Annotated in this window: 17 protein-coding genes; 3 read left to right on the top strand and 14 right to left on the bottom strand. The window is 70.9% G+C overall.

Annotated features, from left to right (window positions below):
- Positions 1-19 precede the first annotated feature (19 nt).
- Together ACQEV1_RS24420 and ACQEV1_RS24415 are read right to left on the bottom strand one after the other, a co-directional pair.
- On the bottom strand, positions 20-649 hold the full coding sequence (locus tag ACQEV1_RS24420) for a hypothetical protein (protein WP_433396340.1): 630 nt from the start codon (positions 647-649) through the stop codon (positions 20-22).
- 32 nt (positions 650-681) lie between these two features.
- Positions 682-2,028 carry a replication-associated recombination protein A gene (locus ACQEV1_RS24415; protein WP_433396338.1) on the bottom strand — a complete coding sequence of 449 codons (1,347 nt, stop codon included), beginning with the start codon at positions 2,026-2,028 and terminating at the stop codon, positions 682-684.
- 119 nt (positions 2,029-2,147) lie between these two features.
- Between ACQEV1_RS24415 and ACQEV1_RS24410 the strand changes: the two genes are divergently transcribed.
- Positions 2,148-2,876 (top strand): GNAT family N-acetyltransferase, encoded by a 729-nt coding sequence (locus ACQEV1_RS24410; RefSeq protein WP_433396336.1) that lies wholly within the window; start codon positions 2,148-2,150, stop codon positions 2,874-2,876.
- Between the two features lie 780 nt (positions 2,877-3,656).
- Here the strand turns inward: ACQEV1_RS24410 and aspS are convergent.
- From aspS to ACQEV1_RS24395, 3 genes are read right to left on the bottom strand one after another with little or no spacing between them, the layout of a single operon-like run.
- A complete protein-coding gene (gene aspS, locus ACQEV1_RS24405) occupies positions 3,657-5,444 on the bottom strand; it encodes an aspartate--tRNA ligase (protein ID WP_285581422.1) in 1,788 nt (595 codons plus the stop codon).
- The gene (gene hisS / locus ACQEV1_RS24400) at positions 5,441-6,709 is read right to left on the bottom strand and encodes a histidine--tRNA ligase (RefSeq protein ID WP_433396334.1); all 1,269 of its coding nucleotides are present in this window, start codon (positions 6,707-6,709) and stop codon (positions 5,441-5,443) included. Before hisS ends, aspS begins: the two co-directional genes overlap by 4 nt.
- Before the next feature lie 8 nt (positions 6,710-6,717).
- On the bottom strand, positions 6,718-7,401 hold the full coding sequence (locus tag ACQEV1_RS24395; RefSeq protein WP_285581420.1) for an MBL fold metallo-hydrolase: 684 nt from the start codon (positions 7,399-7,401) through the stop codon (positions 6,718-6,720).
- A gap of 1,317 nt (positions 7,402-8,718) precedes the next feature.
- On the opposite strand from ACQEV1_RS24395, the gene ACQEV1_RS24390 reads away from it, so the two are divergent.
- Entirely contained in the window at positions 8,719-9,546 is an 828-nt protein-coding gene (locus ACQEV1_RS24390; protein WP_433396331.1) for a peptidylprolyl isomerase, read from the top strand.
- Positions 9,547-9,762: 216 nt separating this feature from the next.
- Positions 9,763-10,992: a DUF349 domain-containing protein gene (locus tag ACQEV1_RS24385; RefSeq protein WP_285618969.1), complete on the top strand. Its 1,230-nt coding sequence runs from the start codon at positions 9,763-9,765 to the stop codon at positions 10,990-10,992.
- A gap of 76 nt (positions 10,993-11,068) precedes the next feature.
- Here the strand turns inward: ACQEV1_RS24385 and ACQEV1_RS24380 are convergent, their stop codons facing one another.
- The 9 genes from ACQEV1_RS24380 to ACQEV1_RS24340 form a co-directional block, all read right to left on the bottom strand.
- Positions 11,069-13,240: a RelA/SpoT family protein gene (locus ACQEV1_RS24380; protein WP_285581416.1), complete on the bottom strand. Its 2,172-nt coding sequence runs from the start codon at positions 13,238-13,240 to the stop codon at positions 11,069-11,071.
- Positions 13,241-13,702: 462 nt separating this feature from the next.
- Positions 13,703-14,212 carry an adenine phosphoribosyltransferase gene (locus ACQEV1_RS24375; RefSeq protein ID WP_285581476.1) on the bottom strand — a complete coding sequence of 170 codons (510 nt, stop codon included), beginning with the start codon at positions 14,210-14,212 and terminating at the stop codon, positions 13,703-13,705.
- A 181-nt stretch (positions 14,213-14,393) separates the two neighbouring features.
- Positions 14,394-15,581 (bottom strand): protein translocase subunit SecF, encoded by a 1,188-nt coding sequence (gene secF, locus ACQEV1_RS24370; RefSeq protein WP_433396328.1) that lies wholly within the window; start codon positions 15,579-15,581, stop codon positions 14,394-14,396.
- Positions 15,581-17,332, bottom strand: a complete 1,752-nt coding sequence (gene secD / locus ACQEV1_RS24365) for a protein translocase subunit SecD (protein WP_285618972.1) — start codon at positions 17,330-17,332, stop codon at positions 15,581-15,583. Before secD ends, secF begins: the two co-directional genes overlap by 1 nt.
- Before the next feature lie 76 nt (positions 17,333-17,408).
- Positions 17,409-17,957, bottom strand: a complete 549-nt coding sequence (gene yajC, locus ACQEV1_RS24360; protein ID WP_433396326.1) for a preprotein translocase subunit YajC — start codon at positions 17,955-17,957, stop codon at positions 17,409-17,411.
- Positions 17,958-18,110: 153 nt separating this feature from the next.
- Complete coding sequence (ruvB, locus tag ACQEV1_RS24355; protein WP_285618975.1) at positions 18,111-19,166, bottom strand: Holliday junction branch migration DNA helicase RuvB; 1,056 nt, start codon at positions 19,164-19,166, stop codon at positions 18,111-18,113.
- 55 nt (positions 19,167-19,221) lie between these two features.
- The gene (ruvA, locus tag ACQEV1_RS24350) at positions 19,222-19,830 is read right to left on the bottom strand and encodes a Holliday junction branch migration protein RuvA (RefSeq protein WP_285618977.1); all 609 of its coding nucleotides are present in this window, start codon (positions 19,828-19,830) and stop codon (positions 19,222-19,224) included.
- On the bottom strand, positions 19,830-20,378 hold the full coding sequence (gene ruvC, locus ACQEV1_RS24345) for a crossover junction endodeoxyribonuclease RuvC (RefSeq protein WP_285618978.1): 549 nt from the start codon (positions 20,376-20,378) through the stop codon (positions 19,830-19,832). Before ruvC ends, ruvA begins: the two co-directional genes overlap by 1 nt.
- 91 nt (positions 20,379-20,469) lie before the next feature.
- Complete coding sequence (locus ACQEV1_RS24340; protein WP_433396322.1) at positions 20,470-21,606, bottom strand: GNAT family N-acetyltransferase; 1,137 nt, start codon at positions 21,604-21,606, stop codon at positions 20,470-20,472.
- Positions 21,607-21,741 lie beyond the last annotated feature (135 nt).

The following is a 21,741-nucleotide window of genomic DNA, read 5'->3' as shown; positions in this document are numbered from 1 at the left end:
ATATGACGTGGGGCCGGGTTCAGCCGGTGCGGGAGAGCCGTTCGGCGACGTTCTCGGCCAGTCCCCGCACGAGCGCCGCGGCCCTGGCGTCCGGCCTGCTGTGCGTCCGCGCCGACACGTCCACCACCGCGTTGGAGATCCGGAACTCGACGTGCACGTCGTAGATCATGATGCGGGAGGTCAGGATCTGCACGGTCATCTCGTCCGTGGTGGCGTAACCCGCCTCCCCGACGCCGACCGGGCGTACCGGCGCCGCGTGGCTCTTCCGGCACCAGGAGGCCAGTACCCGCTCCGCCTGTGTCTCGGCGGAGGTACGGCCATCGCGGACCGCCGTCTCGGAGTGGATCCGCGCCGTACGGAACGGCTGGTCCCGGCCGCGGGGAACGCTGCTCCACTTGCACTCCGACGAGGCGTCGCCGCCCCACCCCAGCAGCGTCTTCGGCCGTGAGCTCCCCGGCTCCCTCGCGCCGTGCGCCACCAGCGGCGCGAGCGCGTCCGGCGGGGGCAGAAGCGTGCAGGCGTCGAGTCCGCCGAACCGGCCCTCGGACGTGAACAGCCCCACGTACCAGCAGCCCGCCACCGTGCACGCGGCGACGGCCGCGACGGCGCCGGCCACCGCCAACAGACCCGGGCGAGGGTGATCGAACACGGACATCAGGGTGACACAGGCCGCCTTCGCGGTCAGCCCTGGCGGCCGCCGCGCAGGACGGCCCGAAGGCGTTCGACCACCTCGGAGAAGCGGGACTCCATGCCGTGCTTGGTCGGGTGGTAGTAGTCGCGGCCCGCGACGGCGTCCGGGGCGTAGCGCTGCTCGACCACGCCGCCGGGGAAGTCGTGGGCGTACTGGTAGCCCTTGCCGTGCTCGATCTTGCTCGCGCCCTTGTAGTGCGCGTCGCGCAGATGGGCGGGGACCGGCCCGACCAGGCCGCGCCGGACGTCCGCGCTCGCCTCGTTGATGGCGCGTATGACGGCGTTGGACTTGGGGGCCATGGACAGGTGGATGACGGCCTGGGCGAGGTTGATGCGGGCCTCGGGCAGGCCGACGAACTCCACCGCGTGCGCGGCGGCGATCGCGGTCTGCAGCGCGCTCGGGTCGGCCATGCCGACGTCCTCGCTTGCGTGCACGATGAGGCGCCGCGCGATGAACCGCGGGTCCTCCCCCGCCTCGATCATGCGGGCCAGGTAGTGCAGGGCGGCGTCGACGTCGGACCCGCGGATGCTCTTGATGAACGCGCTGATGACGTCGTAGTGCTGGTCGCCCTCACGGTCGTAGCGGACCGCCGCGCGGTCGACGGCCTTCTCCAGCACGTCGACGTCGATCGGCTCGCGGCCGGCGACGTAGGAGGCCGCCTCGAGGTAGGTCAGCGCCCGGCGGGCGTCACCGCCCGCCAGGCGTACGAGGTGGTCCTCGGCGGGCTCGGTGAGGCTCGTCACGCCGGCCAGGCCGCGGTCGTCGGTCAGGGCGCGGCGGATCACCTCGCGGAGCTGGTCGTCGCCCAGCGGCTCCAGCGTCAGCAGCAGCGAACGCGACAGCAGCGGGCTGATCACCGAGAAGAAGGGGTTCTCGGTGGTGGCGCCGATGAAGGAGACCCAGCGGTTCTCCACGGCGGGGAGCAGGGCGTCCTGCTGGGCCTTGTTGAACCGGTGGACCTCGTCGACGAACAGCACGGTCTGCCGGCCGCTCATGCCAAGCTCGCGCTTGGCCTGGTCGATGGCGGCCCGTACCTGCTTGACGCCGTCGGAGACCGCGGAGATCTCCACGAAGCGCCGCTCGGTGGCCTGGCTGACGACGTAGGCGAGCGTCGTCTTGCCGGTGCCGGGTGGCCCCCACAGGACCAGCGACATGGCGACGTCACGCTCGACCAGCTGACGCAGCGGCGTGCCCGGACCGAGCAGGTGCGCCTGACCGACCACCTCGTCGAGGCCCCGTGGCCGCATCCGGACCGCCAGCGGCGCGTTGGCCTGCTCGGCCTCCTCCGCCTGTGTGTCGAAAAGACTGTCGGCCTGCTCATCGTCCCTGCGTGCCACGGTGCCGACACTATCCGCCCGCGGGGACATCGCGGGCACGCGCCGGACGGCCCGATCCGCGCCTGGCTCAGGGCGGCGCGTCGGAGCGTAGGGCCGGGACGCTCCTTACGCTTGGATGCATGCCCTCCTGGTCCCCCTGTTCGATGCCCGAGGTCCTTGAGCTCACCGACCACGATCCCCTCGTACGCGGCACGCGCGGCGCCGGCCGTGGGCCCGCCTGGCGTAGCGGCGACGGCCGGGCCGTCGCCTTCACGGGCTATGACGCGGAGGGTCGCGTCCGTTCCCTGGTCGGGCTCGGCCCACGGGACGAGACGGCGGAGCTGGTCAGCGCGGTGCACGGCGAACTGCCCGAGGACGTCCGCGTGATCGTGCCGCGCGGCACACCGCTGGAGCTGACCCAGCCGAGCGACTGGAACTTCCGCGCCGCCTTCGGCGCTCCGCCGCCGCAGCCGGCCGAGGCGGCGGTCGCCTGGTGCGACGACGAGGACGCGGTCAGGGATCTGCTGACGCTGGTCAGCCCCGGCACGTCGGCATGGCCGGGCGACCCGAAGGTGCGCCGCTGGGCCGGCATCCGGCGAGACGGGCGGCTGCTGGCGTGCCTGGCCGACACCAGCGCCGCCGACGGCGTCGGCCACGTCTCGGCGATCGCCGTCCACACCGAGGCGCGCGGCCGGGGGCTGGGCCCGTCGATCACGGCCTGGGCGATGCGCCGCTTCTTCGCCGAAGCACGGGACGTGGTGACGCTGGGCGTCTACGCCGACAACGCGGTCGGCCTGCGAATGTACGACCGCCTGGGCTTCACCGTGGACCGGGCGCTGACCACGGGCCTCGTCAAGCGCGCGGGCTGATACGAACCTTCCTCGGCCGCACCCAGAAGCGCGGCGTCGTCGCAGGTAGCTGAGGCTGACTCGGCGCAGACCCAGCCCCTCTGCGCCGCTTTCGGCGCTCAGGTGGCATGGGGCATGACTCTGAGTTCTTTCACCCGCGGGTGCCCGCGAGCGGTGAAGGTCCAGGGCCTGTCCGCCGCGTAGCAGGGACAGACGCCTTCGAGACGGGCCTTAAGACCGCTCGCTCGGGGAGGGCACGGCGAGCACCTCTCCGTCCGGCAGCCGTCCCCACCAGCGGCCCCGAGCCCCGTACGGTCGTCGCGGGCGGGGCGGCCGACGAGCCGACCGCGACCGATCCCTCAGTACGGGCCGCCGCAGGCCGGTCGAAAACCGGTAGGACAGGTAGTAAGACGCGCCCCGTCCCTGAACCAGGGCCGATCCCCTCGCTCGCCGACCGCCAAGGAACGGTCGGCGAGGCCGGAACCGCCAATGACAGGCGCCCAATCCCCGGAACCAGAACCGACTCCGGCCACCACCAACCGCCCGGCGAAGCCCGGAACCCGCGACCACGGACACCCAGCCCCCGGACCAGAGCCGATCCCCGATCCCCGGCCGCAGCCGACCGACCGGCGAAGCCGGGACCGGCAGAGGCAGGTATCCCGCCCCTCGCGCCGGGGTTCGTCCTTTGGACCGGCTTCGAGCGTCAGGACGGTCTGGACCCCTCGCCGGGGTGGCGAGGGGTCCAGACCGTCCTGCCCAGGGTCCCTTGCCCCTCACGGGGCAGGGGACCCGGGTCGTCGCTCAGTAGCGCTCCTCGGAGGGGCGCACGATGTGGCCGGGCTCGTTCGGCGGGTTCGCCGGCGCTTCCGGGCGGGCGTCGACGCCGGCCTCCTTGCGCTGTTCGGGCGTGATCGGCGTCGGGGCCGCCGTCAGCGGGTCGAAGCCCGAGGCCGCCTTCGGGAAGGCGATCACGTCGCGGATCGTGTCGCGGCCCGCGAGCAGCATCACGATGCGGTCCCAGCCGAAGGCGATGCCGCCGTGCGGCGGCGGGCCGTACTTGAAGGCCTCCAGCAGGAAGCCGAACTTCTCGTCGGCCTCCTCGCGCGCCAGGCCCAGCGTGTCGAAGACCCGCTGCTGCATCTCGGCGCGGTGGATACGGATCGAACCGCCGCCGATCTCGTTGCCGTTGCACACGATGTCGTACGCGTTGGCCAGCGCCTCGCCCGGCTTGTCCTGGAACGAGTCGGCCCACTCCGGACGCGGCGAGGTGAACGGATGGTGCACGGCCGTCCAGCCGCCCTCGTCGGTCTCCTCGAACATCGGCGCGTCCACGACCCACACGAACGCCCACTGCGACTCGTCGATCAGCTCGCAGCGCCGGCCGATCTCCAGGCGCGCCGCGCCGAGCAGCTCCTGCGTGGCGTGCTGCTTGCCCGCGCCGAAGAAGACCGCGTCTCCCGGCTTCGCCCCGGCCTCGGCGGCCAGGCCCGCGCGCTCGGTCTCGGAGAGGTTCTTGGCGACCGGGCCGCCGAGCGTGCCGTCCTCCTGCACGAGGACGTAGGCGAGGCCCTTCGCGCCGCGCGCCTTGGCCCACTCCTGCCAGCCGTCCAGCTCCTTGCGGGTCTGGGACGCTCCGCCGGGCATCACGACCGCGCCGACGTAGGGGGCCTGGAACACCCGGAACGGCGTGTCCTTGAAGTAGGCCGTCATCTCGACCAGCTCGTTGCCGAACCGCAGGTCCGGCTTGTCCGAGCCGTACCGGTTCATGGCGTCCGCATACGTCATGCGCGGGATCGGACGCGGGATCTCATACCCGGCGATCTCGCCCCAGAGCCGCCCGACGAGGTCCTCGGCGACCTGGAGGACGTCCTCCTGCTCCACGAAGGACATCTCAATGTCGATCTGGGTGAACTCCGGCTGCCGGTCGGCGCGGGAGTCCTCGTCGCGGTAGCAGCGGGCGATCTGGTAGTAGCGCTCCAGCCCGGAGACCATGAGCAGCTGCTTGAACAGCTGCGGCGACTGCGGCAGGGCGTACCAATGACCGGGCTTGAGGCGCACGGGGACCAGGAAGTCGCGCGCGCCCTCGGGGGTGGACCGGGTCAGCGTCGGCGTCTCGACGTTGACGAACCCGTGGCCCCGCAGCACGTCGTGGACGAGGTACGACGCGGTGGAGCGGACGCGCAGGGCGCGGGCCTGAGCGTCGCGGCGGATGTCGAGGTAGCGGTACTTCAGCCGCACCTCTTCGTTGACGTTGACGTCCGCCTCGATCGGGAACGGCAGCGGCGCCGACTCGCTCAGCACCTCGATGTCGGACGCGACGACCTCGATCTCGCCGGTCGGCAGCTCGGGGTTCTCGTTGCCGGCGGGCCGTACGCGGACCTCACCGGTGATCTTGACGCAGAACTCCGAGCGCAGGTCGTGGGCGGTGTCCTCCTCGCGGAAGACGACCTGCGCGATGCCGGAGGCGTCACGCAGGTCGATGAAGGTGACGCCTCCGTGGTCGCGGCGGCGCGCGACCCAGCCGGCGAGCACCACCTGCTGCCCCTCGTGCTCACGGCGGAGCGACCCCGCCTCGTGCGAGCGAATCATGGTTGGGAAAGCCTCTCTTTCAACGTCGTGACGATCTCGTCGAGCGGCACGGCGACCTGGTCGCCGCTGGCCAGGTCCTTCACCTGAGCGGACCCGGCGGCGATATCTCGCTCGCCGAGGATCACGGCGTACGCCGCTCCGGACCGGTCGGCGCCCCGCATGGCGCCCTTCAGCTTCTTTCCGTCATAGGACATGTCGGCGGCGATCCCGGCACGGCGCAGGGCGGCGACGAGGCCGAAGATCCTGCGCTGCGCCTCCTCGCCGAGCGGCACGCCGTACACGGTGACACCCGCGACGGTCGCCGCCGCGGCCTCTTCGGCCTCCATCGCCAGCACCGTACGGTCGAGGCCCAGGCCGAACCCGATGCCCGGCAGCGGCGGACCGCCGATGTCCTCCGACAGCCCGTCGTAGCGCCCGCCACCGCCGATGCCGGACTGCGCGCCGAGCAGCGGGTGGTCGAACTCGTACGTCGTGCGCGTGTAGTAGTCGAGGCCGCGGACGAGGCGCGGATCGTCGACCCAGGAGATCTCCAGGTCGGCGAGCAGCTCGCGGACCTTGTCGTGGTGGGTCTTGCACGCGCCGCACAGGTAGTCGGTGACCACCGGGGCGGCCTCGACCTGGGCCCGCACCTCGGGGCGCTTGTCGTCCAGCACGCGGAGCGGGTTCAGCTCGATCCGGGCGCGGGTGGCCTCGTCGAGGTCCAGCCCGCGTAGGAACTCCTGCAGCGCCGCGCGGTACACCGGACGGCACTCGCGGCAGCCGAGGGAGTTGAGGTGCAGGCTGTGCTGAGTGAGGCCGAGCTCGCGGTACCAGTCCCAGGCCAGCGCGATCGTCTCGACGTCGACGGCCGGGTCCTCCGAGCCGATCGCCTCCAGGTCGACCTGGTAGAACTGGCGGTAGCGCCCGTGCTGCGGCTGCTCGGCCCGGAACGCGGGCCCGGTCGCCCAGACCTTCACCGGCAGCTCTCCCCGGTGCAGGTTGTGCTGGAGCACCGACCGCAGCACTCCCACGGTGAACTCCGGCCGCAGGGTGAGCGAGCGCCCACCACGGTCCTCGAAGGTGTACATCTCCTTGGAGACGACGTCGGTCGACTCTCCGACGCCGCGGGAGAACAGCGCCGTGTCCTCGAACACCGGCAGCTCCAGGTAGGAGTAGCCGGCGCGCGTGGCCACCGCGGCGAACGCGTCACGCGCGGCGAGGTAGATCGCCGAGCGTGGCGGAACGTACTCGTTGACCCCCTTGGGGGCCTGGAAGTTCGAGCTCATCTGTCTGCTTAGAGTCCCCTGTGCGGGCCGTCGAGCGGAGCGATCTCCTTGAGAAACGGGTTGGTGGCCCGCTCGCGGCCGATGGTGGTCTGAGCGCCGTGTCCGGGCAGCACGGCGGTCTCGTCCGGCAGCGGCAGGCATACCCGCGCCAGACTGTCCATGATCGCGGCGTAGTCGCCGCCCGGCAGGTCCGTACGTCCGATGGAGCCGGCGAACAGCAGGTCGCCCGAGAACATCACCGACTCGGCGGCCAGCCGGAAGATCACCGACCCCGGTGTATGCCCGGGAGCGTGGTCGACGACGAAGTCCAGGCCCGCGAGCGTCAGGGTGTCACCGTCACCGATCTCGCGCACGTCGTCCGGCTCACTGAACGTCAGGCCGCCGAGCAGCTGACCGGCGACCTGCGGCGGGAAGCCCTTCGCCGGGTCGGACAGCATGTCACGGTCGTCCGGATGGATGTAGGCGGGCACGTCACGGGCGCCGCAGACCGGGGCGACGGACCACACGTGGTCGATGTGGCCGTGCGTGAGCGCCACGGCGACCGGCTTGAGCCGGTGCTCGCGCAGCACATCGTAGACCATCGGCTCGGCGTCCTGCCCGGGATCGATGATCACGCACTCCTCCCCGGCGCCGGGCGCCACGACGTAGCAGTTCGTCGCGAAGGAACCCGCGGGGAAGCTGGCGATGAGCACGGTCGTCCTCTCTGACTGCTGCCGGCGAGATCGAGCGTACCGGCGGTACGCGCGCGATCGCGAACGACATAGTGCCGTGTCAGTCAACGTGCCGCCTCGCCGGGGACGCGAGGGCCGGCTGTTCCTCACGGGCCGGGCCGGGCGACTCCCCACGTGGGGCGGGCCCCGGCCGGCCGTTGGCCCCTGTACGGCCTGCGGCCGACCGATGGACGCCGGTAGGGGTCACGGCCGGCCCGACGAACCCCGGTAGAGGTCGCGACCGGCCGACGAACCCCCATACGGGCCGTGGCCGACCGACGAACCCCGGTACGGGTCACGACCCGCCGATGGACCCCAGTACGGGTCACGGCCAGCCCGACGAACCCCGGTAGAGGTCGCGACCGCCCGACGAACCCCCATACGGGCCATGGTCGACCGATGGGCCCGTGTGCGGTGCCGTGACCCGATCCGCCGGGCACGCACCCGGGCCGGTCGCGCCACCGCCCGGCGTTGAGGGCCAGGATGCCGCGGGTTCCCGGCCGCCGGCGTCTCCGCCCACGCGCGACGATCTGATGACCGGCCTCCCGCCGCGCTTGGCCGGCCCGGCGCCGCGGATCCCGGTCTGCGCGGGAGTGCGTCGTGCGGGCCGGAGCGGTCGGCCGGTCTCCTGTCCGCAGGGGTAGGGGTCGGTGGCCGACGGTGACCGGTAGTTGTCTCGCCGGTGACGGAGTGCCCGATCACGGCGCCCGGGTCCACGACGGTGTGCGGCAGGCCCTTACGTGCCGCGAGCACGCGGGCGGCCGCGTCGCCCTCCACTGTGGCGGCCTGACAGGCCCTCCGGCGACATGACCGGGGCGCGGCGGTGGCCGGACAGGGCGCGGCGGTGACGCGAGCATCGTGTCCGGCAGCGCGACAGCGAGGCGCGTCCTCGGTGGCCGCCACCCTCCACGGCGCCTCGGTAAGTAACGCATCGGCACCACAAGGCGCTTTCGCCACCGGAAACCCATCACCAATACAAGCGGGCCCCAATAACGGCGCCGCCTCCGACCCAGCGGCATCACCGGTCGACCATCACCACGTTCAGTCACATACTGATTACAGCACGCACCTACGACAGAACCCGCCAGCACGGCGGCCGCCCAGAACCCGCAGCTTGAACACCCGACACGCATGGTCGAAGCGGCAGACCGAGGCTCTAGCGTGGGAAGGGCGAACCGCGTCCGACGTTCGGCCGGTTTGGGCGCCTCTGCGGTGCGGGGCCGAAAATACCGTCCGGGACCGCTACGATGCGCAACACGTTTCCCAGTTCACGACGCGATTCGATGAGGTGCGACACCGGTGGCGGGTAAAGACCGCAAGAGGGAGCTGGCCCGGCTGCGTTACGAGCGCCAGCAGCAGCGCCGGGCGATCCGGCAGGCCAGGGCCCGGCGGATGAAGATCATCGGCACTGTGGTCGCCGTCGTGGTGGTCGCGGGTGGCAGCGGGGCGATCGCGTTCGCCATGAACGGCCCGGCGAAGAAGGACAAGACCTCCGCCGCCTCCACGCCCACCGCCGCGCCGAGCGTCTCGGTCAAGCCCGGGGAGTGCGCCTACCAGCCCCTGTCCGCGGAAGCGGCCGGGAGCGCCAAGGACGTCGGCAAGCCTCCCGCGAAGCCGGTCAAGGGCACGTACGACATGACGATCCACACGAGCCTCGGCACGATCACCGCCAAGCTCGACGGCTCCAAGGCCGCGTGCACGGTGAACTCGTTCACGTATCTGGCGAGCAAGAAATTCTTCAACAACACTAAATGTCATCGCCTTGTCACCGAGGGTATCAAGGTGTTGCAATGCGGCGACCCGACCGGCACGGGAACGGGCGGTCCCGCGTACGGCTTCGGCAATGAGAACGTCCCGAAGGCCGGCAAGTCCGGGCAGGCGACCTACAAGCGCGGCGTCATCGCGATGGCGCACAGTAGCGCCCCGAACAGCAACGGGAGCCAGTTCTTCATCGTCTACGGCGATTCTCCGCTGCCCGCCGACTACACCGTGTTCGGCGAGATCACCAAGGGAATGGGCGTCGTCGACTCCGTCGCGAAGGCGGGTGCCGAGCCGGCCGACCAGAGCGGGAACACCGCCCCAAAGAAGAAAATCGAAATAAAAGACCTCACCGTCTCGAAGATGTAGCAATGCGATTGGCTAGGGTGGCCAGCGGGAGCGCTTCTCCCACGGACGTCATCATGGTGGGCCCGGTGCGTGAGGGGACGCCCCGGGCTCTGACACAGGAGGCAGCGGTGTGCAGCGCCACCGAATCCTTGGGTATCCCTCGCCGTACGCGCGGGGACGTCGTACCGGCCACCGGGCGGTCCGCGACGGCCACGCCTCTCACCGGGGAGGCCCGCGATGACCACTGACCCGTGGGGCCGGGTCGACGAGAACGGCACCGTCTATGTCCGCACGGCGGCCGGGGAGCGCACCGTCGGTTCGTGGCAGGCCGGTGCGCCCGAGGAGGCCCTGGCCTACTTCCGTCGCAAGTACGACGCCCTCGTCACCGAGGTCGACCTGCTCGAGCAGCGGATCAAGACCACCGACCTGGCGGCCGCTCAGGCCGAGCACAGCATCGCCCGGCTCCGCGAGGCCGTGACCGAGGCCCACGCCGTCGGCGATCTCGACGGCCTGGGCCGGCGGCTCGACGGGCTGTCGGAGCTGGTCGGCGAGCGTCGTGAGCAGATCAAGGTCGCCCGTGACCAGGCGCGTGTGCATGCCCGCGAGATCAAGGAACGCATCGTCGCCGAGGCGGAGCGGATCGCGGTCGAGGAGACGCACTGGAAGAACGGCGGCGAGCGCCTGCGCCAGCTCGTGGAGGAGTGGAAGGCCGCCGAGCGCGTCGACCGTCCCACGGAGACGGCGCTGTGGAAGCGGCTGTCCTCAGCGCGCAACGCGTTCACCAAGCGCCGCAAGGCCTACTTCTCCAACCTCGAGGTGGAGCGCGAGCACGCACGCGCGGAGAAGGAGCGGCTGGTCCTCGACGCCGAGGCCATGGTCGACTCCACCGACTGGGGGCCGACCGCCGCGGCGTACCGCGAGCTGATGCGCCAGTGGAAGATGGCCGGCCGAGCCTCCCGCGACGCCGAAGAGGAGCTGTGGGCGCGGTTCAAGGGCGCCCAGGACACCTTCTTCTCCGCCCGGTCCGCGGTGTTCGCCGAGCGTGACGCGGAGTTCCGCGAGCACGCCGAGGCGAAGGAGAAGCTGCTCACCGAGGCGGAGCGGCTGCTGCCCGTCCGCGACGTACGCTCCGCACGGCAGGCCCTGCGCTCGATCCAGGAGCGCTGGGAGGGCATCGGCATGGTCCCCCGCGACTCACGCGAGCGGCTCGAAGGACGGCTCCGCAAGATCGAGGAAGCGGTCCGCACCGCCGAGGAGTCGGAGTGGCGACGCACCAACCCGGAGGCGCGGGCCCGCGCCGAGGCGACGGTCGCGCAGCTGCGTTCGTCCATCGAGCAGCTGGAGAAGCGCCTGGAGAAGGCACGCAACGCCGGCCGCGACAAGGACGTCAAGGACGCCGAGGAGGCCCTGACCGCTCGCCGCGCCTGGCTGGCCGAGGCAGAGCACACCCTGTCCGAACTCTCCTGATCTCGTACGAGGCGGACCCGGGCCTGCGGGCCGGGTCCGCCTCACGCTTTCCGGACGCGGCTCGAGAGACGCGTGGTCAGCTCGTGACGCGGTAGACGTCGTAGACGCCGTCCACCGAACGGACCGCCTTCAGGACGTGCCCGAGATGCTTCGGATCGCCCATCTCGAAGCTGAACCGGCTCACCGCCACCCGGTCGCGGTTGGTCGCCACCGAGGCGGACAGGATGTTGACGTGCTGGTCCGACAGCACGCGGGTGATGTCGGACAGCAGCCGCGGCCGGTCGAGCGCCTCGACCTGGATGGCCACCAGGAAGACCGAGTCCTCCCCCGGTGACCATTTCACGTCGACCATGCGGTCGGGCTGGGTCTGGAGGTTCGCCACGTTGACGCAGTCGACGCGGTGCACCGAGACGCCGTTGCCCCGCGTGACGAAGCCGACGATCTCATCGCCCGGCACCGGCGTGCAGCACCGGGACAGGCGCACCCACACGTCCGGGTCGCCGGCCACGACCACGCCCGGGTCGCCGGCCGGGCGCGAGCGGCGCTTGCGGGTCGGAATCGCGGTCTCGGCCAGGTCCTCCGCGGTGTCGCCGCCGAGGACGTCGACGAGCTTGCGGACGATGTTCTGCGCCGAGACGTGGCTCTCCCCGATCGCCGCGTACAGCGCGGACACGTCGGCGTAGTGCATGTCGTGCGCCAGCGTCAGCAGCGCCTCACCGGACAGCATGCGCTGGAGTGGGAGGTTCTGCTTGCGCATCGCGCGGGCCAGGGACTCCTTGCCCTGCTCGATGGCGCTCTCGCGGCGCTCCTTGGAGAACCAGTGCTTGATCTTGTTGCGGGCGCGGGCGCTCTTGACGAAGTTGAGCCAGTCGCGGCTCGGCCCGGCGTCCGGCGACTTGGAGGTGAAGATCTCCACCGTGTCGCCGTTGTCGAGGGTCGACTCCAGCGGGACGAGGCGGCCGTTGACGCGGGCGCCGATCGTACGGTGGCCGACCTCGGTGTGGATGGCGTACGCGAAGTCGACCGGCGTCGCGCCCTGCGGCAGCGCGAGGACCTGCCCCTTCGGCGTGAAGACGAAGACCTCCGAGACCGACAGGTCGAAGCGCAGCGACTCGAGGAACTCGGCCGGGTCGGTGGTCTCCTTCTGCCAGTCGAGGAGCTGGCGCAGCCAGGCCATGTCGCCGGCCTTGCCGGTGGAGGCGCCGCCGTCGCCGACGGTCTCCTCCTTGTACTTCCAGTGCGCCGCGATGCCGTACTCGGCGCGGTTGTGCATGGCCCGCGTGCGGATCTGCAGCTCGACCGGCTTGCCCTCCGGGCCGATCACCGTGGTGTGCAGCGACTGGTACATGTTGAACTTCGGCATCGCGATGTAGTCCTTGAACCGGCCGGGGACCGGGTTCCATCGCGCGTGGATCGTGCCGAGGGCGGCGTAGCAGTCGCGGACCGTGTCGACGAGCACCCGGATGCCGACGAGGTCGTAGATGTCCTCGAAGCTCAGCTCGCGGGCGATCATCTTCTGGTAGATCGAGTAGTAGTGCTTCGGGCGGCCCTTGACGGTCGCCTTGAGCTTGGCCTCGCGCAGGTCGCGGGAGACGTGCTGGATGACGTCCTGGAGGTAGACGTCGCGGCGCGGGGCCCGCTCGGACACCAGGCGGGCGATCTCGTCGAACCGCTTGGGGTAGAGCGTCTGGAAGGCGAGGTCCTCCAGCTCCCACTTGAGGGTGTTCATGCCGAGCCGGTGCGCGAGCGGCGCGAAGATCTCCAGCGTCTCGCGGGCCTTGCGCTCCTGCTTGTGCCGCGGCAGGTAGCGCAGGGTGCGCATGTTGTGCAGGCGGTCGGCCAGCTTGATCACGAGGACCCGGATGTCACGCGACATCGCGACGACCATCTTGCGGACCGTCTCGGCCTCGGCCGCCTCGCCGTACTTGACCTTGTCGAGCTTGGTCACCCCGTCGACCAGGGCGGCGATCACGTCGCCGAAGTCGGTGCGGAGCTGGTCGAGGGTGTAGGTCGTGTCCTCGACCGTGTCGTGCAGGAGGGCGGCGCACAGCGTCTCGGTGTTCATGCCGAGCTCGGCCAGGATCGTGGCCACGGCGAGCGGGTGCGTGATGTACGGATCGCCGCTCTTGCGTTTCTGGTCGCGGTGATGGTGCGCCGCGACGTCGTAGGCGCGCTCGACGAGACGCACGTCCGCCTTGGGATGTGTGTTCCGGAGCGTCTTGATCAGAGGTTCGAGTACAGGATTCATGGTGGGTCCACGCTGGGCGCCGAGCCGGGCGAGCCGCCGGCGGACCCGGGCGGCCGACGGCGCGGCCGGGCTTGAGGGGGTCCTCGGGGGAGTCCGGTCGCCCTCATCGGGCGCGGAAGCGGGCTCGCCGTCGGGTGCCGGCAACGTGTGGGGGTTGATGCGTGGTGTCAGCGCGGCATCGGACGCCGCGTCGGTAGACACCACCTCACCGCGCACCCAGCCTCCCCATGCCTGCGTCGGAACACCAGTTTAGCGGCAGCTGAATTCCAGTCGGTGCCGATCCACCATTCCGGACCGAACACCGGTGACCGGTGGATGTCCGGATCACCTCCGACGGTGATCCCGCGCCACCGACACCCCGCCTCTCACGAGCACCTTTACCCCCATCCGTACCCTGCCTTCGCCCTGGGCCGTCCGAGTCAGACGGCTCCCGCTCGACGACCGGAAACCCTCTGAGGGCTCTCAGACGGTCACCAGGGCGTGCACGTCGAGGTCCGAGAGCCGGTCGCGGCCGCCCAGGAAGCCCAGCTCCATCAGCACCGAGATCCCGGCGACCTCCGCGCCGGTACGGCCGATGAGCGCGGCGGTGGCCTTGGCGGTGCCGCCCGTGGCCAGGACGTCGTCGACGATCAGCACCTGCTCCCCCGGCGCGAACGCGTCCTTGTGCACCTCGATCGTCTCGCTGCCGTACTCCAGGTCGTAATTCTCCGCGTACGTGGCGGCCGGGAGCTTGCCCTGCTTACGGATCGGCACGAACCCGGCGCCGAAGTGGTACGCCACGGGCGCGGCGAGGATGAAGCCGCGCGCCTCGATGCCGGCCACCTTGTCGATCGTGCCCCGGCCGTAGTAGGCGACGATGGCGTCGACGACGGCGGCGAAGGCGGTGTGGTCGGCGAGCAGCGGGGTGATGTCCTTGAACATCACGCCGGGCTTGGGATAGTCGGGGACGTCCCTGATGCGATCGTTGATCATCTGCGTCAGGTCGACGGGTCGCCTGGTCACGATCGTTCTCTGGCCTCCTCTGGCCGCGCTTCGCCGAACCCGGCGCGCGGAGTTCCTCATGGACGCATCGGACACCGTACACGCTTCGGCGGGCGGTACCTCCCTTATCGGGAGATACCGCCCGCCGAATGCCTGAGTCGCTACGGCCGGGTCAGCGCTTCTTCTTGCCGCTCGGGTGTCCCTTGGAACCGGTGCGGCGCGGCTGCTGCCGCGGACCCTGCTGGACCAGCCGGATGCCCGCGCCGACCGAGGTGGCCGCGTCGCCCTCCTCCTCGCCCGGGACCGTGTCCTGGGGCTCGCTCTCCGGTCCGTCGGCGGCGGGCTTGGCCGTGGCCTCGGCGTTCGCCGCACGCGACTGCCGCTTGGCGCTGCCGGCCTTGCTCTTCACCCTCTTGGCGAGGTCCCGGTACTTGGCCTGGCGTTCCTGCAGGTCCGCCAGGATCGGCGTCGCGATGCAGATCGAGGAGTACGCACCGGCCAGCATGCCGACGAACAGCACGAGCGCCAGGTCCTTGAGCGTGCCCGCGCCCATGACCCCGGCGCCGATGAACAGCAGGCCGGCCACGGGCAGCAGGGCGATCACCGAGGTGTTGATCGACCGGACCAGGGTCTGGTTCAGGCCGAGGTTGGCCGCCTGGCTGTACGTCATGGACTTCGTCGTGAGCAGCGGGCGGGTGTTCTCCCGCACCTTGTCGAAGACCACGACCGTGTCGTACAGCGAGTAACCGAGGATGGTCAGCAGGCCGACCACCGAGGAGGGCGTCACCTCGAACTGCACGAGCGAGTAGACGCCGATCGTGATCAAAATGTCGTGCGCGAGCGCGATCAACGCCGCGACCGCCATGCGCCACTCGAAGGCGATGGACAGGTAGATGATGATCGCGACCAGGAAGATGACCAGGCCCTGGAGCGCCTTCTGGGAGATGTCCTTACCCCAGCTCGCACCGACCGACTGCGGGCTGACGTCGTCGGGCTTGGGCAGTCCGAACCTGTGCTGGACCGTCTCCTGCACCTTCGTCACCTGAGCGGAGGTGAGGCTCTCGGTCTGGACACGCCAGCCGGCCCCGGTCTTCTGGACGATGGGGTCCTCCTTGACGACCCCGGAGTCCGCGACCGCCGCACGCGCGTCCGACGTGGTGGTGCCCGGCTTGGTCGGGAACTGGAAGACGGTGCCGCCCTTGAACTCGACGCCGAAGTTCAACCCGAGGGTCAGCAGCGAGACGACGCTGATGACCAGGATGAGGCCGGAGATGGAGTACCAGAGCTTCTGCCGCCCCACGAAGTTGAGGGAGATCTCCCCTCGGTGAAGCCGGCCGCCGATGGTGCCCAGGCGTGACATCAGGCCTCCTTGGTGCTGGCCGGGCGGACCGTGGGCCGCTTGGTGACACCCAGTGTGGACGGATCGAGTCCGGACCACCGGTGGCCACGCCCGAAGAACTTCGTGCGGGCCAGCATCGTGACGAGCGGCTTGGTGAAGAAGAACACCACCGCCACGTCGATGAGGGTGGTCAGGCCCAGCGTGAACGCGAAGCCCTTGACCCCGCCGATGGCGAACCAGTACAGCAGCAGCGCGGCGATGAACGAGACCGCGTCCGCCACGATGATCGTACGCCGGGCGCGGTGCCATCCGCGCTCGACGGCCGTGCGCAGGCTGCGCCCCTCCCGGACCTCGTCGCGCAATCGTTCGAAGAAGACCACGAACGAGTCCGCCGTGATGCCGATCGCGACGATCGCGCCCGCGATGCCGGCGAGCGACATCCGGAAGTCGATGAACTTGCCGAGCAACACCACCGACTCGTACGTCAGGACGCCCGCGACGATCAAACTGGAGATCGCCACGAAGCCCAGGCCCCGGTAGTAGAGCAGGCAATAGAGCACGACCAGGCCCAGGCCGATCGCGCCCGCGATCAGGCCGGCGCTCAGCTGGTCCTTGCCCAGCGTGGCCGACACCGACTCGATCGAGCTCGGCACGAACTTCAGCGGCAGTGCGCCGTACTTGAGCACGTTGGCCAGGTCGGTGGCGTCCTCCTGGCTGAACTGGCCCTCGATCTGGGCGTTGCCGGAGGTGATGGCCTCCTTGACGCTCGGCCAGGAGTAGACGGTGCCGTCGAGCACGATCGCGAAGTGGTTGCGCGTGTTGTTCTCGCCCAGCGCCGCGGCCTTGGACGTGAAGTCCGCGAACGTCTTGGTGGCGGCACCGTTGAGGTCGAGGCTGACCGTCCACTGGACCCGGCCGTTCTGCGGGTCCGGCGGCAGCGCCTGCGCCTTGGTGACCTGCTCACCGGAGATCTGCGCCGGCGCCAGGATGAACTTGTAGTCGCTCTTGTGCGTCTTCGGGTCGGGCCGGGCGCAGATCGCGGCCTGCTTGGCCGGGTTCAGCGTCTGGCCCTGGCCGATGTCGTTGCCCGTGCAGGTGAGCTTGCTGAACTGCGCCTTGACCGCCGGATCGACGCCGGTGAAGTCCTCGGCGCCCGCCTGCTGCTGTTGCTGGAGCTGCTGCAACTGCTGGAGCTGCTCGGGGGTGAGCGACTGTGAGGCACTCGGCTTCGGCGTGGCCTTGGCGGACGCCTTGTCCGACGGCTTCGGCGTGGTGGTCAGGGCCTGGGCGAGCGCACGCCCCTTGGGCGAGGAGCTCGTGGACGGCTTGCCGCTCGCCGACGGGCTGCCCGACGGCTTGGGCGACTTGGAGGCCTTGCCCGACGGGGTCGGGGTGGGCGTGGGGGCCGGCTGCTGAGCGGCGCCGACCGGCTCGGCCACCATCACCTGCCGGAACTCCAGCTTGGCGGTGGTGCCGATGAGCTTGACGACCCGCTCCTGTCCCTGACCGGGGACCTGGACGACGATGACGTTGTTGCCCTGCTTGGTCACCTCGGCCTCAGAGACGCCCAGGCCGTTCACGCGCTCGCGCATGATGTTGATCGCCTGGGTCATCTCGGAGTCGCCGATCTTCGCGCCTGGCCGCGAGGGCTCCGCCGTGAGCGTCACGGTGGTGCCGCCGGCCAGGTCGAGGGCCAGCTTGGGCGTCTTTTGGCCCTGCCAGAACATCAGGCCCACCAGGGCGGCGGCGATCACGAACAGCGCGAGGAGCACGCGCCCTGGTCTCGAAACGTTTCTGCTTGGCGGAGCCACGGTCGTCTTTCGTCCTTTGTCTGCGGTCAGGCTCTGGTCAGGCCGAGGGCCTCTTGCCGGACTTGTCCTCGCCGTCGTTCAGCGGCGCGTCTCCGGTCTTCTTCCCGGTCGCGCCGGGAAGAGTCTCGGTCTTGGCCTCGACCTCGACCTCGTCCTGCAGCGTCTCGCCGGCTTTGGGCGCCTCTTCCTCTTCGGGCTCTTCGGCGTGGGTGGACTCGCCGGTCTCCTCGGCGTCGTCCTCGGCCTCGGCCTCGTCCTCGATCTCCTCGGGGTCTTCGTCGGGCACGACCTGGGCGATGGCCTGCTTGACGTAGCGGACCTCGACCCCGGGGGCGATCTCCAGCACGACGTGGTCGTCCTCGATGGCGACGACGTCGGCGAGCATGCCCGCGGTCGTCATGACGCGCTGGCCCGGCTCTATTTGACGCTGCATCTGCAGTTGCTGTTGCTGTCGCTTGCGCTGCGGGCGGAAGAGCAGGAAATAGAACACGACGCCGATGAGGATGATCGGCAGAAGCGTGACCAGAGGGTTGCTCTTCTGGGCAGCGAGTTGCGTGAGCGCTATGAGTTCAGTGTTGCCCTGCACCGGGGCATCCTTCCGATATGGGGTTCAGCCCGCCGCCGACGATTCGCGTGCGAAAGGCGTGTCGCCTGACGACGGCGACAAGCTCCGGAGTGTAAAGGACTTGACGAAACCCCGGCAACGAGCTGACGACTGGGCACGGCGGGAAGTTCCTCGTCACTCCTCCGTCACTTCGAAAAGGGTACCTTCAACCGTGGGCGGCGGGGTGATACCCAGGTGCCGCCAGGCCGAAGGAGTCGCGATCCGGCCACGGGGGGTGCGGGCGATGAGTCCCTTACGCACCAGGAACGGCTCGGCGACCACCTCCACCGTCTCTGGCTCCTCCCCCACCGCGACCGCCAGTGTCGACAGCCCCACCGGCCCACCGCCGAACTTTCGCAGCAGCGCGTCGAGCACCGCACGGTCGAGCCGGTCCAGTCCCTCGGCGTCGACCTCGTACAGCGCCAGGGCGTCGCGGGCGATCCCCTCGGTGATCACGCCGTCGGCGCGAACCTCGGCGAAGTCGCGGACGCGGCGCAGGAGCCGGTTGGCGATACGTGGCGTGCCGCGGGAGCGCCGGGCGATCTCGGCGGCACCCGCCTCGTCCATCCGCACGTCGAGCAGCCGCGCCGAGCGGTCGATGATCCGCTGGAGATCGGCCGGCTCGTAGAAGTCCATGTGCGCGACGAAGCCGAACCGGTCGCGCAGCGGCGCCGGCAGCAGGCCGGCCCTCGTGGTCGCGCCGACGAGCGTGAACGGCGCGATGTCGAGCGGGATGGCGGTCGCGCCCGGTCCCTTGCCGACGACCACGTCGACGCGGAAGTCCTCCATCGCGACGTAGAGCATCTCCTCGGCGGGCCGGGCCATCCGGTGGATCTCGTCGAGGAACAGCACCTCGCCCTCGGACAGCGTGGACAGCACGGCCGCGAGGTCGCCGGCCCGCTCGATCGCCGGACCGGAGGAGATGCGCAGGGGCATGCCCAGCTCGCTGGCGATGATCATCGCGAGGGTGGTCTTGCCCAGGCCCGGAGGCCCGGACATGAGCAGGTGGTCCGGCGGCCGGCCGCGCCGGAGCGCGCTGTGCAGCACGAGCGAGAGCTGCTCGCGTACGCGCGCCTGCCCGATGAACTCGTCGAGGCGCTTGGGGCGCAGCGCCGCCTCGATGACCTTCTCCTCGCCGTCGGCGACCGGCGAGACGAAACGCTCCTCCTCGCGCTCGCTCCACTCGGTCACGGCGTCTCTTTCGTCGGCGCCGTGGGCGAGGTGGACGGGCGGTCCCCCGGGGCGGTCATCGGCTGAGCTTCCTCATCGCCAGCTTCAGCAGGGCGGCGATGTCGGAGGTGTCCTGGCCGTCCACCTCCGCGGCGACCGCGTCCACGGCCGCTTCGGCGTCGCGGGCGGTCCAGCCGAGGTTGGTGAGACCGGCGTGGACCTGCGCGCGCCAGGCCGCGGCGGCGAACGACGGGGCGGGCGTGTCGCCGTCGGCCCCGTCGAGGGGCATGCCGAGGCGGTCCTTCAGCTCGAGCACGATGCGCTGGGCGCCCTTGCGGCCGATGCCGGGGACCTTGGTCAGCGCGTTCAGGTCCTCGGTGGCGACGGCGCGGCGCAGGGCGTTCGGGTCGTGCACGGCGAGCATCGCGAGCGCCAGCCGGGGCCCGACGCCGCTGGCGGTCTGCAGGAGTTCGAAGACGGTCTTCTCGTCGTCGTCGGCGAAGCCGTACAGCGTGAGGGAGTCCTCGCGCACGACGAGTGAGGTGGGCACGTGCGCCCTTTCGCCCACGCGCAGGCCGGCCAGCGTGGCGGGCGTGCACTGGACCGCGAGCCCGACCCCGCCGACCTCGACCACGGCCCCGTCGGGCCCCGCCGCGGCGACCCTGCCGTTGACGAATGCGATCACTACCGCGTCCTTCCCTGCCTCATGTCGTGTGCCGGCCCGGTCGCCCGGGTCCGCGCCGCCTGGAGCCGGGCCTGCGCGCCGCCGCGCCAGACGTGGCAGATCGCCAGCGCGAGCGCGTCGGCGGCGTCGGCCGGCTTGGGCGGCGCGTCCAGCCGGAGCAGTCTGGTCACCATAGTGGTGACCTGGAGCTTGTCGGCGCGGCCGCTTCCGGTCACCGCCGCCTTGGCCTCACTCGGGGTGTGCAGGGCGACCGGCAGCCCGCGCCGGGCGCCGCAGGCGATGGCGATCGCCCCGGCCTGTGCGGTGCCCATCACCGTGGAGACGTTGTGCTGGCTGAACACCCGCTCGACGGCCACGGCGTCGGGGCTGGTCTGCTCGATCAGCTCCTCGATGCCGCGCTCGAGCTCGACGAGGCGCGTGCCGATGTCGTCGTCCGGGCTCGTACGGATGACACCGACGCTCACCAGCCGCAGCGGCTTGCCGGGGGCACCGTCGACGACGCCGACTCCGCACCTGGTCAGACCGGGATCGACGCCCAGCACCCGCACGTGTGCTCCTCTCCGGCTCCGAACACGTGTTCGCAGTGAGGCTACTCGGCCGATGGGCCCCGCCGCCCGGCTCGCACGCGGCGTGTCGCGTTCAGAAATAGTCCAGCATGAACGGCTTTCCGGCGAACGCCGCGTCGAGGAGCGGGTCGGCCCCGGCGTCGCCGGTGACGATGCCCGCGCCGCGCAGCGTCGCCATCGGCACGCCCGCGTAGAGGGCGGCGAGGCCGCGCGCGGGCAGCCGGGTCGCGTCGCGCCGCTCCGCCGCGTGCTCCAGGCGTCCCCGCCCCTCGCGCACCGTCAGCGTCCAGCTCCCGGCGTTGGCGGGCCGCAGCTCGTCCTCGACGAGCAGCGGCACCTCCACCGAGACCGCGACGGGAAAGCCGCGCGCGGCGATCGCCGCGGGCGCGTCGAGGACGCGCAGCATCCAGCCGACGCGGCGCACCTCGTCTTCGGAGCGGTCGCGCAGCAGCCACAGCATCGGGTCGTCGGGCGCCACGTTGGCCCGTACCGTCCGGGCGATGGAGGAACCGGATCCGACCACCGCCCAGAGCGCGCGTGCGGTCGCGGCGGACCCGGCGACGCAGCGGTGCACGGCGATGTCCTCTCGGCCGCCGTCCCAGCCGTACGCCAGGAAGCCGTCGGCGGCCAGATAGGAGTAGACGCGCTCGTTCTGGAGGAAATCGCGGACCTGGTCCTCACCGGGGACGATCGGGCCGTGGTGCCGCGCCTCGGCGTGCAGGCGGCGTAGCAGGGCGATGACCTCGCCGGTGTCGGCGGGCCCGGCCCGGCGTACCTCGACCGGCCCGGACGCGAGGGTGCGCAGCGGTGCGGGCGGCAGGGTGAGGCGATACTGCGCGCCGGCGTGCTCGTAGCCGACGGATCGGTAGACCGGAGCGGTGGCCGGGTACAGCGCCGACAGCGGACGGCCGTCCATCAGGTCCAGCAGCCCGGCGGCGAGCCGCCGGCCGACGCCGCGGCCGCGGTCCTCGGGCGCGACGCAGACGCCGCCGACGCCGCCCATCGGCACGGCGCGGCCGTGCCACCACTGTTCGAACGGGTGATAGTGCCCGACGGCGACGAGGCGGCGGCCGTCGCGGACCCCGAGGAAGCGGCCCTCCCCCATGGCCCGCAGGGTCCACGCGTCATCGCGGTCGGAGGGCCCGAACGCACGGGTCCACAAATCATGGACGGCGTCGAGGTCGGCGGGTTCGAGGGTGCGCGTCTCCACGGACCACGACGCTACGGCATGGCCCGGACGCGGCATCAAGGGGATTTCCGCGGGCCGCCGGCTCGCCACGAGCGGAGCGTCGGAAGCGCGCCGGAAACGCCCCCTGCCGGGCGGCAGGGGGCGTTCACGAACGGC

It is taken from the genome of Actinoallomurus sp. CA-142502 (assembly GCF_050936355.1).
In the GTDB taxonomy this organism is placed as follows: domain Bacteria; phylum Actinomycetota; class Actinomycetes; order Streptosporangiales; family Streptosporangiaceae; genus Actinoallomurus; species Actinoallomurus iriomotensis.
Note: the sequence above shows the minus strand (reverse complement) of the source record. Positions and strands in the feature narration are given on the sequence as shown.

Excerpts from the sequence above, each read along its gene's own strand:
- ACQEV1_RS24410 (WP_433396336.1), top strand. The coding sequence starts at position 2,148 with ATGCCCTCCTGGTCCCCCTGTTCGATGCCCGAGGTCCTTGAGCTCACC.
- aspS (WP_285581422.1), bottom strand. The coding sequence starts at position 5,444 with ATGATTCGCTCGCACGAGGCGGGGTCGCTCCGCCGTGAGCACGAGGGG.
- hisS (WP_433396334.1), bottom strand. The coding sequence starts at position 6,709 with ATGAGCTCGAACTTCCAGGCCCCCAAGGGGGTCAACGAGTACGTTCCG.
- ACQEV1_RS24385 (WP_285618969.1), top strand. The coding sequence starts at position 9,763 with ATGACCACTGACCCGTGGGGCCGGGTCGACGAGAACGGCACCGTCTAT.
- ACQEV1_RS24380 (WP_285581416.1), bottom strand. The coding sequence starts at position 13,240 with ATGAATCCTGTACTCGAACCTCTGATCAAGACGCTCCGGAACACACAT.
- ACQEV1_RS24375 (WP_285581476.1), bottom strand. The coding sequence starts at position 14,212 with ATGATCAACGATCGCATCAGGGACGTCCCCGACTATCCCAAGCCCGGC.
- secF (WP_433396328.1), bottom strand. The coding sequence starts at position 15,581 with ATGTCACGCCTGGGCACCATCGGCGGCCGGCTTCACCGAGGGGAGATC.